General features: G+C 70.2%; 14 protein-coding genes. 11 read left to right on the forward strand and 3 right to left on the reverse strand.

The features are described 5' to 3' along the window. Positions 1–273 precede the first annotated feature (273 nt). The 5 genes from rpsB to ABGB11_RS26630 all read left to right on the forward strand — a co-directional run bounded on the left by rpsB (position 274) and on the right by ABGB11_RS26630 (position 4646). On the forward strand, positions 274–1269 hold the full coding sequence (gene rpsB, locus ABGB11_RS26610; protein ID WP_347636862.1) for a 30S ribosomal protein S2: 996 nt from the start codon (positions 274–276) through the stop codon (positions 1267–1269). 83 nt (positions 1270–1352) lie between these two features. Next, entirely contained in the window at positions 1353–2189 is an 837-nt protein-coding gene (gene tsf, locus ABGB11_RS26615; protein WP_347636864.1) for a translation elongation factor Ts, read from the forward strand. A gap of 134 nt (positions 2190–2323) precedes the next feature. Next, on the forward strand, positions 2324–3025 hold the full coding sequence (pyrH, locus tag ABGB11_RS26620; protein WP_052357961.1) for a UMP kinase: 702 nt from the start codon (positions 2324–2326) through the stop codon (positions 3023–3025). A gap of 74 nt (positions 3026–3099) precedes the next feature. Further along, the gene (gene frr / locus ABGB11_RS26625; protein ID WP_347636866.1) at positions 3100–3657 is read left to right on the forward strand and encodes a ribosome recycling factor; all 558 of its coding nucleotides are present in this window, start codon (positions 3100–3102) and stop codon (positions 3655–3657) included. Further along, the gene (locus tag ABGB11_RS26630) at positions 3657–4646 is read left to right on the forward strand and encodes a phosphatidate cytidylyltransferase (RefSeq protein WP_347636868.1); all 990 of its coding nucleotides are present in this window, start codon (positions 3657–3659) and stop codon (positions 4644–4646) included. Before frr ends, ABGB11_RS26630 begins: the two co-directional genes overlap by 1 nt. A 19-nt stretch (positions 4647–4665) precedes the next feature. On the opposite strand, the gene ABGB11_RS26635 is transcribed toward ABGB11_RS26630, so the two are convergent. Then, entirely contained in the window at positions 4666–5811 is a 1146-nt protein-coding gene (locus ABGB11_RS26635) for a suppressor of fused domain protein (protein WP_347636870.1), read from the reverse strand. A 114-nt stretch (positions 5812–5925) separates the two neighbouring features. On the opposite strand from ABGB11_RS26635, the gene rlmN reads away from it, so the two are divergent. The 5 genes from rlmN to ABGB11_RS26660 all read left to right on the forward strand — a co-directional run bounded on the left by rlmN (position 5926) and on the right by ABGB11_RS26660 (position 10558). Beyond that, positions 5926–7071 carry a 23S rRNA (adenine(2503)-C(2))-methyltransferase RlmN gene (rlmN, locus tag ABGB11_RS26640; RefSeq protein ID WP_347636872.1) on the forward strand — a complete coding sequence of 382 codons (1146 nt, stop codon included), beginning with the start codon at positions 5926–5928 and terminating at the stop codon, positions 7069–7071. A gap of 63 nt (positions 7072–7134) precedes the next feature. Beyond that, positions 7135–7638, forward strand: a complete 504-nt coding sequence (locus tag ABGB11_RS26645) for a DivIVA domain-containing protein (RefSeq protein ID WP_347636874.1) — start codon at positions 7135–7137, stop codon at positions 7636–7638. A 116-nt stretch (positions 7639–7754) separates the two neighbouring features. Continuing rightward, complete coding sequence (locus tag ABGB11_RS26650; protein ID WP_347636876.1) at positions 7755–8699, forward strand: NAD(P)-dependent oxidoreductase; 945 nt, start codon at positions 7755–7757, stop codon at positions 8697–8699. A gap of 7 nt (positions 8700–8706) precedes the next feature. Then, positions 8707–9609: an RNA polymerase sigma-70 factor gene (locus tag ABGB11_RS26655; protein ID WP_347636878.1), complete on the forward strand. Its 903-nt coding sequence runs from the start codon at positions 8707–8709 to the stop codon at positions 9607–9609. Between the two features lie 124 nt (positions 9610–9733). Continuing rightward, a complete protein-coding gene (locus tag ABGB11_RS26660; RefSeq protein WP_347636880.1) occupies positions 9734–10558 on the forward strand; it encodes a YwqG family protein in 825 nt (274 codons plus the stop codon). Between the two features lie 141 nt (positions 10559–10699). Here ABGB11_RS26660 and ABGB11_RS26665 read toward each other — a convergent pair whose 3' ends face one another. Continuing rightward, entirely contained in the window at positions 10700–11389 is a 690-nt protein-coding gene (locus ABGB11_RS26665) for a hypothetical protein (RefSeq protein WP_347636882.1), read from the reverse strand. Next, positions 11386–12102, reverse strand: a complete 717-nt coding sequence (locus tag ABGB11_RS26670; RefSeq protein WP_347636884.1) for an ATP-binding cassette domain-containing protein — start codon at positions 12100–12102, stop codon at positions 11386–11388. Before ABGB11_RS26670 ends, ABGB11_RS26665 begins: the two co-directional genes overlap by 4 nt. 200 nt (positions 12103–12302) lie before the next feature. Between ABGB11_RS26670 and ABGB11_RS26675 the strand changes: the two genes are divergently transcribed. After that, entirely contained in the window at positions 12303–12572 is a 270-nt protein-coding gene (locus tag ABGB11_RS26675) for an HIT domain-containing protein (protein ID WP_347636886.1), read from the forward strand. Positions 12573–12672: the final 100 nt, after the last annotated feature.

Raw genomic sequence — 12672 nt, forward strand, 5'->3', positions numbered from 1 at the left:
CCCGAGAGGGCATCGGCCAGGGCCAGGCCGCCGTTCAACCGCCGCAGGCGGGGAGGCGGAAGCCGCTCACCGAGCGGCCGGGACCCAGACTCGGAAACGGGTCACAGCCGCCTGGAGGTATCCCGGCGGCTGATTTCACGCGTCCGCATGCCACCAAGGTCACGGTGGGGCGCAGTCCCTCGGTCCGTCGCCTCGGCGACGGTGGGACCGCACCCGGGCGCAGGCAGACAACCAAATGCGGCCCGGCAGGGCCAGAGAAGGAGAGCACGGGCAATGGCACCCGTCGTCACCATGCGGCAGCTCCTGGAGAGCGGCGTCCACTTCGGCCACCAGACCCGCCGGTGGAACCCGAAGATGAAGCGCTTCATCCTCACCGAGCGCAACGGCATCTACATCATCGACCTTCAGCAGTCGCTGTCCTACATCGACCGCGCGTTCGAGTTCGTCAAGGCCACGGTCGCCCACGGCGGGACGATCCTGTTCGTCGGCACCAAGAAGCAGGCGCAGGAGTCCATCGCCGAGCAGGCCACCAGGGTCGGCATGCCCTACGTCAACCAGCGCTGGCTGGGCGGCATGCTCACGAACTTCTCCACCGTCCACAAGCGGCTCACCCGGCTCAAGGAGCTGGAGGAGATCAACTACGACGACGTGGCCGGCTCCGGCATGACCAAGAAGGAGCTCCTCGGCCTGCGCCGCGAGAAGGACAAGCTGGAGCGCACGCTCGGCGGTATCCGCGACATGGCGAAGGTTCCGAGCGCCATCTGGATCGTGGACACCAAGAAGGAGCACATCGCGGTCAACGAGGCCAAGAAGCTCGGCATCCCGGTCGTGGCGATCCTCGACACCAACTGCGACCCCGACGAGGTCGACTACCCGGTCCCGGGCAACGACGACGCCATCCGCAGCGTCAGCCTGCTGACCCGCGTGGTCGCCGACTCCGTGGCCGACGGCCTGATCGCTCGTGCGGGCGCAGCCTCCGGCGGCGACGAGAAGCCGGCCGAGGGCGCCGCCGCCGCCGACGAGCCGCTGGCGGAGTGGGAGCGCAACCTGCTGAAGCCGGAGGAGGCGCAGGCCTCCACGGACGGCGCCGCGGCCCCCGAGGGCGCGAACGCCGAGAAGGCCGACGAGGCTGAGAAGGCCGACGAGGCTGAGAAGGCCGACGAGGCGCCGAAGGCCGAAGAGGCCTCGAAGGCGGACGAGGCTCCCGAGGCTCCCGAGGCCGAAGAGGCCCCGAAGGCCGACGAGGCCGCCGAGGCCGAGCAGGCTTGATCCCGCGGTCCCGGCGGCGCCCCATCGCGCCGCCGGGACCGTCGCGGGTCACACGACCAACGACGAGAGAAGCGAAGAGAGCGATGGCCAACTTCACCGCCGCTGACGTCAAGCGGCTCCGCGACCTGACCGGCTCCGGCATGATGGCCGTGAAGAACGCCCTGACCGAGGCGGACGGCGACTTCGAGAAGGCGACGGAGCTGCTGCGCCTCAAGGGCGCCAAGGACGTCGGCAAGCGCGCCGAGCGCACCGCCGCCAACGGCCTGGTCGCCGAGTACTTTGCGAACTCCGGCGATGGGGCGCTGCTGGAGCTGAACTGCGAGACCGACTTCGTCGCCAAGAACGCGCAGTTCATCGAGCTGGCCCAGCGTCTGGTCGAGTTCGCCGCCGGCAGCGGCGCCGCCGACGCCGCCGCGCTGCTGACCGCCGAGATCGAGCCCGGCACGACCGTCCAGGCCTTGATCGAGGAGAACAGCGCCAAGATCGGCGAGAAGCTGGAGCTGCGCCGCTTCGCCCACTTCCAGGGCGCCTACGTGGCGAGCTACCTGCACAAGTCCGACCCGTCCCTGCCGCCGACCACCGGCGTGCTGGTCGAGCTGGACAGCGAGAACCCCGAGGTCGCCAAGGACGTCGCCCAGCAGATCGCGGCGATGGCCCCCAAGTACCTCACCCGCGAGGAGATCCCCGCCGAGGCGGTCGAGAAGGAGCGGGCGCTCGCCGAGCAGCTCACCCGCGACGAGGGCAAGCCGGAGAAGGCGATCCCGAAGATCGTCGAGGGCCGGGTGAACGCCTACTTCCGCGACTTCGTGCTCCTGGAGCAGGCGTTCGTGAAGGACAACAAGAAGACGATCGCGAAGGTCCTCGACGAGGCCGGCGTGAAGGTCGTCCGCTTCGCCCGGTTCAAGGTCGGGCAGGCGTAAGGGCGCCGGAGACGGGCACCCGAGAGATACCGCGACGCAACGAGGAGGCCGCCGACGTGCCGGACAAGACGACCAGTAGCGCGACGGCGGCCTCGTCGTCCGGCCAGCACGCGCCGCGTGCGGGCTGGAGGCGGGTGCTGCTGAAGCTCTCGGGCGAGGCCTTCGCCGGAAAGGACCCGCTCGGCATCGATCCCGAGGTCGTCCAGCATGTCGCCGAGGCCATCGCGGAGGCCGTCCGGGACGGCGTGCAGGTCGCGGTCGTGTGCGGCGGCGGCAACATGTTCCGCGGCGCCGTCATGGCCGAGCGCGGCATGGACCGCGGACGCGCCGACTACATGGGGATGATCGGCACCGTCATCAACTGCCTCGCCCTGCAGGACTTCCTGGAGAAGCTCGGCCTCGACACCCGTGTGCAGACCGCCATCACCATGAGCCAGGTGGCGGAGCCCTACATCCCTCGCCGTGCCATCCGGCACCTGGAGAAGGGCCGCGTCGTCATCTTCGGCGCGGGCCTCGGCCAGCCGTTCTTCTCCACCGACACCACCGCCGCCCAGCGCGCGCTGGAGATCGGTGCGGAGGCGGTGCTGAAGGCGACTCAGGTGGACGGTGTGTACGACGCCGACCCCAGAAAGAATCCAGACGCGGTCAAGTTCGACCGTTTGGATTACGGTGAAGTTCTACAGAGGAGCCTGAAGGTCATGGACGCCACGGCCATCAGCCTCTGCATGGACAACGCGCTCCCCATCGTGGTCTTCGACCTCATGGGGCAGGGCAACATCGTCCGGGCCGTCCGGGGTGAGAAGATCGGCACGCTGGTCAGCCCGGCGGAGGGCTGACCCCAGCCCGCGGCCGCGCCGGACCCGTCGCGGCACTCCAGGATCAAGGCCGACCAGATGACACGGGAGTCACAGTGATCGACGAGACCCTCCTCGAAGCCGAGGAGAAGATGGAGAAGGCGGTCGCGGTCGCCAAGGAGGACTTCCAGGCCATCCGCACCGGCCGCGTCACCCCCGCGATGTTCAACAAGATCACCGCCGAGTACTACGGCACCCCGACGCCGATCAACCAGCTCGCGTCGTTCACGCTGCCGGAGCCGCGGATGGTCATCGTCCAGGTCTTCGACAAGTCGTCGATGCAGGCGGTGGAGAAGGCCATCCGCGACAGCGACCTCGGCGTGAACCCCACCAACGACGGCAACGTCATCCGGGTCGTGTTCCCGGAGCTGTCGGAGGAGCGCCGCAAGGAGTTCATCAAGGTGGCCGGGACGAAGGCGGAGGAGAGCAAGATCTCCATCCGCAACGTCCGGCGCCGCGCCAAGGACACCCTCGACAAGCTCGCCAAGGACGGCGAGGCCGGCGAGGACGAGGTCAGGCGTGCCGAGAAGGAGCTCGACGACACTACGCACCGCTACGTGGCGCAGATCGACGAGCTGCTTGAGCACAAGAAGGCCGAACTGCTCGAAGTCTGATGGAACTCGACGACGCCGGGGAGCCCGAGGGCTCCTCGGACGAGCCGGAGGTCGACATGGCCGGCCCACCCCCCGGTGAGGCATTGGACTCGTCTTCGGGGCGGGAACCGGACGGCCCGGTGGAGGACGTCCCGCCCTCCACCGGCGCGACAGCCGGTGACCGGTCCGATCAACCCCACGGCAGGACGGGCCGCAACCTCCCGATGGCCATCGGCGTGGGCGTCGCGCTCGGCGCGCTCGTGCTGCTCTCTCTCTACACCGTCAAGGAGATCTTCCTTGGCGTGATGATCGTGTTCCTGTTCCTCGGCATGCGGGAACTGACGGAGGCCTTCAAGACCCGCGACATCCGCGTCCCATTCATCCCGGTCGCGACGGGCATGGTCGGCACGCCCGTCGTGGCGTACGTGTGGGGGCCCACCGCGACGATCGCCGCGGTGTCCCTGACCGTGCTGGCGCTCCTGATGACGCGGATGACCGAGGGGGCGACCGGATACGTCCGGGACGTCGCCGCGGGATCGTTCGTCGCGGTCTACCTGGTGCTGATGGGCGGGATCGTCGCGCTGCTCATGCGCCCGGACGACGGTGACCACCGCATCGTCATCTTCATCGCCGCCACCGTCGCCAGCGACATCGGCGGCTACTTCGCGGGGTCGTTCCTCGGCAAGCACAAGCTGGCGCCGACGATCAGCCCGAAGAAGACCTGGGAGGGCGTCACCGGTTCGGCCCTCACCTGCATGCTCGTCGGCGGCTGGCTGGTGTGGTGGCTGCTGGACGGCGGGCAGGTCTGGCAGGGCGTGATCATCGGGCTGGCCGCGGTCGTCACCGCGACCGCCGGCGACCTCGTCGAGTCGGTGGTCAAGCGCGATCTCGGCATCAAGGACATGGGAACGCTCCTGCCGGGCCACGGCGGGGTGATGGACCGCCTCGACTCGCTGGTCGCGACGGCCCCCGTCGTGTGGCTGCTGCTGGAGCTGTTCGTCCCGAGCTAGGCCGCTCCGGGCCCTTCCGTCAGGAGACGACCCAGGAGCGGCCCTGCTGGGCGAGACGACGGATGAGCGCATCCGACCCCTCGCTCTTGGCGTAGCGGTGCTCCTCGCCGGTGATGGGCACGAGCCACAGCCACCGGACGGCGTCGCCGTTCAGCGTCAGCCCGGTCATGGGCGGCCCCTGAGGGCCCGCCAGGCGGTTCGGGTCGTCCAGCAGGAGCACGCCTTCCCAGGACGACTCACCGTTGCCCAGAGGGAACGTGCGGGCCTCGTGGTACCACTTGACGACGTCTCCCGGCGCAAACCAGGTGACTGAGCGCCAGGGGTACTGCGCCAGCCAGGGGAAGATGCTCCCTGCTCGCTGGCTGGGCAGGGTGCTGGCGACGGCGAGCTCTATCCGCCCGTACGGGGCGACGTCGTCCTCGTACAGCTCGACCGTGGGCATCCGCTGGCGGCTCATCCCCACGGTGCTGAGAACGGTGTACTCGCGGTCGCCTCTTGCTGGACGCTCCGACACCCCCACCGTCGGGGCCATGGCCGGCCTGCCGTTGGTGAGCTGGCGTCCGACGTCGTGCCAGTAGTGGCCACTGGGGCCGAGGCGTTGCAGCAGGTGCCCGAGCACCGACTGCTGGAACTCGGCCCAGGAACCGTCGGCACGGCACCGCTTCCAGTGCTCGCGCGCCTGGTCGATACGTGGCCCGAAGTCCTCGATCTCCTCGTCCAGAGGGAACGCGAACGGGCTCTGGCGGGTGGCGTCACGGGCATAGCCGGGGATGCCGCGGCCCATGTCCGACCAGCCGGGGATCACGAAGAGCGGGTCGCCCGCCTCCAGGACGGCCACCCCGTCGCCCTCTTCGAACCACACGACTTCCAGGGCGTCGGCGTCCAGTGCCCCGCGTCCGGAGGGATGGCGGACGTGCGACTCCGGCAGGAGCGGTGCGCGTCCCGCCTCCAGCCGTGCCCGATCCAGCTCGGACGGGGCCGCACGGTGGTTCGCGACCCAGACCGCCCCGACCACCGAGTCCCGTGCGTCCTTCAGGTAGGCCGCGGTGACGTCGCCGTCGGTCTCGACGGTGAGCCGCCGGCTGCCGTACGGGCTGGCCGCCGTGTGGACGACCGTGGCCGCCGGCCCCCGTGCCGTGGCCGCACCCCTGCGCAATACCGACATGATCGAGACCTTAGTGGCAGACAAGGTCATGTGCAGGAATGTCGTGCGGTGGGTAAAGGTGAGTGGCCGCAGACGGACGATGCACGGGCAGGTGTTTGCGACACTGGGGGGACCATGTCTGCCACCCAGCCTGCCGTGACCGGCGCCGCGCCCAAGAAGACCCCGGCGAAGCTCGTCTTCGCCGCCCCGAGGCGCGGCAAGCCGCCGAGGCATCTCGCCGACCTCACCACGGCGGAACGGCGCGAGGCGGTCGCCGCGCTGGGAGAGAAGCCGTTCCGGGCCGACCAGCTGTCGCGGCACTACTTCGCCAGGCTGATCGACGACCCGTCCGAGATGACGGACCTGCCCGCCGCTCTCCGAGAACGGCTCGTCTCCGAACTTCTTCCCTCGCTGCTGACTCCGGTCCGTGAGATGGACTGCGATGGGGGGACGACCCTCAAGACCGTCTGGAAGGCGTTCGACGGCGTCCTGTTCGAATCGGTGCTGATGCGGTACCCGGACAGGGCCACGATGTGCGTCTCGTCCCAGGCGGGGTGCGGAATGAACTGCCCGTTCTGCGCGACCGGTCAGGCAGGGCTCACCCGTAACCTGTCCACGGCCGAGATAGTCGAACAGGTCGCCGCGGGCGCGCGCGCCCTTGCCCGCGGACGCATCCCAGGCGGTCCTGGCCGCGTATCCAACATCGTCTTCATGGGCATGGGCGAGCCCCTGGCCAACTACAAGGCCGTGATAGGCGCCGTACGCCGCATCACCGACCCGGCACCCGCCGGGCTGGGCATCTCCCAGCGATCGGTCACCGTCTCCACCGTCGGGCTCGTCCCGGCCATCGAGAAGCTCGCCGCGGAGGACATGTCCGTCCGGCTGGCGGTGTCCCTGCACGCGCCCGACGACGAGCTGCGCGACGACCTCGTGCCGATCAACAACCGGTGGAAGGTCTCCGAGGTCCTGGACGCCGCCTGGGCCTACGCGGACCGCAGCGGCCGCCGTGTCTCGATCGAGTACGCCCTCATCAAGGACGTCAACGACCAGGCGTGGCGGGCCGATCTTCTCGGCAGGCTCTTGCGCGGGAATCTCGTTCACGTCAACCTGATCCCGTTGAACCCAACGCCGGGTTCCAAGTGGACCGCTTCACGGCCCGAGGACGAGCGCGAGTTCGTCCGCCGCCTGGAGGCCCACGGTGTCCCGGTCACGGTGCGCGACACTCGGGGCAGGGAGATCGACGGGGCCTGTGGGCAGCTGGCCGCGTCGACCAAGGACTGAGCGCTCCGCGGGCGTGTTCCGACGCCCGTGCGGGCGGGGGACACGGCTGAGGAGCGGGTGCCGGTGAAGACGGGTGCGCGGCTGCCGGTGGTCATGCGCGGCTATGACCGCAACCAGGTGGACGCTCTGCTGAAACGGGTCTCGCAGGCGCTGGACGGTGGTCCGGCGGTTTCCGTGGACGAGGTGCGCGGAACCCGCTTCGACCTCGTCCTGCGCGGCTACGAGCATCGCGCGGTGGACGAGCTGCTCCGCGAGTGCATCAGGGAGCTCCAGGCCCGGGCGCCGATCGGCGAGCGGCCGGGCCGCCCCCGGGCCCAGCCCGGCTGGCTGATCAACTGGATCCAGAACGCCCGGTTCTCCGGTGCCCGCCTGCGCTCGGGCTACGACGTGCGGGACGTGGACGCGTTCCTCGACCGCGTGATCGCCGGCCTGCGCGGCACCGCCCCGCCGGTGACGGCCCGGGACGTCCGGGAAAGTGCCTTCCGCGTCGTCCGGATCGGGCCCGGCTACGACGAGCAGGAGGTCGACCGCTTCCTGCTCCAGCTCGCCGCCGCCCTCGAACGCTGACGACGTCGGCCGTGGGTGTCGCGGCCCCAGGGATCGCGCTGTGAAGTGGGTTACTGCCGTTCATGGGGTGCAGGGCTGTCTCGTCTCTGTTGGTGAGTACAACGAACGGAGACGTCATGAAGATCTTCATCGCCGGAGCGTCCGGTGCGATCGGCGCCCAGCTCATTCCCCAGCTCGTGGCGCGCGGCCACGAGGTCGTCGGGACGACCCGCTCGGCCGCCAAGACCGGCGCGCTGCGCGCGCTCGGCGCCGAACCGGTGATCGTCGACGCGCTCGACCCCGAGGCGGTGGCCGGCGTGGTGGCCAGGGCCGAGCCCGAGGTGATCGTCCATCAGCTCACCGCGCTGAGCGGACCGGCGGACTTCCGGCACGTGAAGCGGATGGCGGCCGCCACCGACCGGCTGCGCACCGAAGGCACCGACCACCTGCTGGCCGCCGCGCGCGCCGTCGGCGTCCGCAAGTTCGTGGCGCAGAGCAACGCTCTGTGGATGGAGCGCACCGGCGGGCCGGTCGCCGACGAGAACGGCCGAATCGAGCCGAACCCGCCTGCGGACGTCAAGGAGTCGGTGGACGCGTTGCGCCACCTGGAGGAGGCGGTGACCGGCATCAGCTGGGGCGAGGGCATCGCGCTTCGCTACGGTGGGTTCTATGGCCCCGGGACCGGCATCAGCGCCGCGCCGGACGCCGTCATGGCCGCGCAGATCCGCGGGCGGAAGTTCCCGATCGTCGGCGACGGCGGCGGGGTGTGGTCGCTGGTGCACATCGTCGACGCCGCGTCGGCCACGGTCGCGGCCATCGAGCGTGGCAAGCCCGGGATCTACCATGTCGGCGATGACGAGCCGGCACCGGTGCACGACTGGCTGTCGGAACTGGCGCGCGCACTGGGCGCCAAACCGCCGCGCCGGGTACCGGCCTGGCTCGTACGCCGGCTGGCCGGCAAGGGCCCGGTGAACCTGATGACGCAGGCACGCGGGATCTCCAGCGAGAAGACCAAACGCGAACTGGGGTGGGCGCCGCAGTACCCGAGCTGGCGTACGGGGTTCATCGAGGGACTGGGATAACGCGGCTGTGTCCACCTCGGATCTGTACGGAGAGCTGCGCCCGCGGGCCTTTGCGATCGCCTACCAGATGCTCGGCAGTGTCGGCGAGGCCGAGGACGTGGTGCAGGAGGCGTTCCTGCGGATGCACCAGACGCTGCGGAGGGACGAGCCGATCGCCTCACCCCGGGCGTACATCGCCACGCTGGTCACCCGGCTGGCCATCGACCAGCTTCGCTCGGCACGGGTGCGGCGGGAGCGGTACGTCGGCGAGTGGCTGCCGGAACCGCTGGTCACCGAGCCGACGCCGGCCGAGCACGCCGAGATGGCCGACTCGCTGTCGCTGGCGTTCCTGGTGCTGCTGGAGAGCTTGTCGCCGCAGCAGCGGGCCGCGTTCCTGCTGCGCGAAGTGTTCGAGTATCCGTATACGGAGGTCGCCGAGATCATCGGCACCGATGTGGACACCACGCGGCACCTGGTCGCGCGGGCCCGAAGCCACGTCCGGGAACGCCGGCCGCGCTACCACGCCTCCCGGCGGCAGCGACAGGAGCTGGCTCAGCGCTTCTTCGCCGCCGCCGGGCAGGGCGACCTGCGAGCGCTGGAGGCGCTGCTGGCGCAGGATGCGGCGCTGCACGCCGACGGCGGCGGCAAGGTGCCGGGGGCGCTGGCGCGACCGGTCAACGGGCGGCGGCACGTGGCGCGGACCTTCTCGGCCGGGATGTCCGCACTGGCACGTCGAGGCATCCGCGTCCATGTCACCGAGGTCAACGGCCAGCCCGGCGCGGTGGCGACCGACGCGCAGGACCGGCTGGTCTTGGTCGCGGCCCTCAGCATCACCGACGGCCAGATCCAAATGATCCACTCCATCGCCAATCCCGACAAGCTGCGGCACGTCGACCGGTTCGACGACCTCGGCGCCCTGCTCGCAGATTGAGCCACGGCCGCCCCGCCGACGCTTGCCAGGGCGGCGGGACGGCCCCAGGCCGCAAGCCCGTATGAGTTATCCACAATTTCGCGGGACCCTGCACACGCGATCGAAGGCAGGCAACGCTACGTGCATGGACAGCATCGCAGCGCAATACCGCCGCCTCCGCGCCCTGTTCGACGCCTTCCTCACCCCCGAGGTCACGGCCGCCGTGCTACCGCTGATCAGACCCGCCCTGCGCCTGGGCGCCGAGGGGGAGGTGCCCGTCCACCTCGGCGGCACCCCGCTCCTGCCACCGGACGAGTTGTGGCCGAAATGGAACGGCCGCCCGCTCGACTTCCTCGGCGCGATCGACTTCGCCGGCCTCGCACCCCTCGGCGACATCCCCGGCCTGCCGTCCTGCCGGGCCGCGTTCTACTACGCGAGCGAGACCCCGCGTCCGTGGGGCGACGAGGCCGCCCAGCGCGACGGGTGGCGCGTCTTCACCGGCGACCTCCACGCCGCGGACCCGCCCCCCGGATCGCTCACCTACCCGCGAACCACCCTGGGGGCCGCTCCGTTCCTGTCCTTACCGTCCCCGCAGGAGCCCGCCGTCCAGCGCCTGGAGGCCGTCTACAGCGGAGTCGTCGCCGTCTACACGCAACTGCACGCGGCCTGGACGCGCCACACCTGCCCGGACGACGCACCCGCCCACCAGCTAGGCGGCTGGCCCATCCTCGTCCAGCGCCCGCTCGGCCCCGACTGCCTCTACGCCTCGACCGGCCGCCCGCTGGACTCCGTCAAGCCACCGTCCCTGAGCCCGGACGAGCAGCACACCGCCGAGGAGTGGCACCTCCTGCTCCAACTCGACTCGGACGACCGCCTCGGCTGGTACTGGGGCGACCCAGGCCGCATCTACTTCTGCACCCGCCAGAACACCCCACTGGAGCACTCCTGGCTAACCCTCCAAGCCGCCTGACAAGCGATCCAAGGAGCCTCCGAGTACCCAACGCGACACATCCACCACACCACGCCCCTACCCGAGACGACAGCCATGAGGGCCGAGGCGGAGAGCAGCCCACCCGCACGGCTCTGGCCGCCCGCCGCGGCGTCCAAGTGGTCAGGGGGAGCGGTGGGTGGTGATCAGGTAGGCGGCGCCCACGAGGGTGGACCAGATGAGCAGGTGGAGGGCTATGCCGGGGAAGGCGGAGGTGAAGGCGGACGGGCCGTCGTGGGCCGCGCGCATCCACCCGATCATCGGGACGGAGAGCCAGGCGAGCCGTCCCAGACCCAGGAGAAGCAACGTCGCGGCACCGCCGAGGAGGACGAGCAAGGAGACGCCCGGATGGGGGATGCGCGCTCGGCTCGTCCAAGCACCGAGGAGCGTCCCCGGGACGGCCACCAGGAGGTTGAGCACGAGCCCCAGCAGAACCGCCTGCCCGGGCGAGCCCACCGCGAGCGCCTGAAGGAGAGGAACCGCCAGTGCGACGGCACCCAGAAAGACGTTCACGCCGTATGCGGCGAACAGGCCCGCCCAGACTGGGGCCGAGGGGGAGCGGGCCGCGGTGGTTGTCAGCGCGCGCTGCTCGTCGGGCTGCGTGTCGAGGAGGGCGCGCGCCGCCCACGCCCATACGGGGAACATGAAGGCGGCCACGTCTGCCAAGGTGCCGACGGCGAGGTCGGCCGCGTCCGGACCACTGGGTCCCTGGGCGAGGATCAGCGCGACGGCCAGCAGGATGAGGATCAGCGGCTGGAGGACACGTAGCGATCGGACGTATCCCTCGACCTGGAATCGGACGAGCGGGATCATCCCTCGCGCCTCCGCACTCGGTAGCCGTCCGCGCGCAGCTTGGTCTCCACGGTGTCGGCTTCGTCCGCAGGCACCTCGACTTCGAGGACGGCCCAATCGGGAGCGTCGTCCGATGGAAGGCGGGTTACGGTGCCGTCGGCCACGCGCAGCCGGTCGACGCCCGGCATGGCCTCGATGCAGCGCTGATGGTCGCTGATGACCACGGTGGTGCCGCTGGCGGAGACCTCGGCGATCAATGCGGGCAGCGCGTCACGGGTCGCTGCGTCCAGACCGGCGAACGGCTCGTCCAAGACCAGCAGCTCGGGATCGGCCATGAGGGCCTGCGCGAGTCCCACCTTCTGGGCACTGCCCTTCGACAGCTCGGGCAGCCGCACGTCGAGGAGGTGACCGAAAGCGAGCCGCTCCGCCCACGTCCCGATCGCATCCGCGGGGACGCGCCGTATGGCGGCCATGTGCCCTAGGTATGCGTGGACGCTGAACGGCTGGTCCACGGGAAACCGCTCCGGCGCGTATCCCACCCGCGCCGGCCGTTCCTTGACCACGCCCGCTCCTGGCCTCCGTAACCCGGCGATCACCCGGAGCAGCGTGGACTTCCCCGCGCCGTTGTGCCCGGTCACCTCGGTCACGCTGCCGCCGGGGAGCGAGAAGGTGACATCCCTGAGCACCCAGGGATCCTTCCGGCGATAACGAAAGGCGACGTTCTCCAGCCGCATGGGACCCGCACGCTAGACCCACGTCCGTAAGCCCGGCGTTAACTCACCAGCCGCCCTCTCCCTCCCTCGGCGTCATGCCGCGCTCGCTCTCATGCCTCGCGCGTGCCGCGGTGCTGCGTGACGCGGTTTGGTTGTTGCGGGGTTTGGTTCGTTGGGGCGTGTGGTGGGGTGCGTCCGGTGGGTGGGTGGAGGATGGGGGGATGGGTGTTGGTCCGAAGGGTTGTTTGTTCTGTGAGGTTGTGGCGGGGGAGCGTGGGGCGCACGTTGTTCTGGACGAGGGCGATGTCGTCGCGTTTCTTGATGTGCGGCCCTTGTTCAAGGGGCACACGCTGCTGATTCCCCGGACGCACTTCGAGACGCTCACGGATCTGCCCGCGGATTTCCTGGGGACGTTCTTCGGGTATGCGCAGCGGCTCGCGGCGGCGATGGAGGAGGGGCTGGGGCAGGGATCCGGCAAGGTCGTGAAATGAGGGTGTGACCTGCGGGATCGCTGGTCCGGTAGGCGGGTTTGGGGGTTCGCAAGTAGCGGGTGGGGCCCGCGCGGTTCGATGGAAGTTCTCACGCTCACCA

Origin of the sequence: Actinomadura sp. B10D3 (assembly GCF_039871695.1) — a bacterium.
GTDB lineage: Bacteria > Actinomycetota > Actinomycetes > Streptosporangiales > Streptosporangiaceae > Spirillospora > Spirillospora madurae.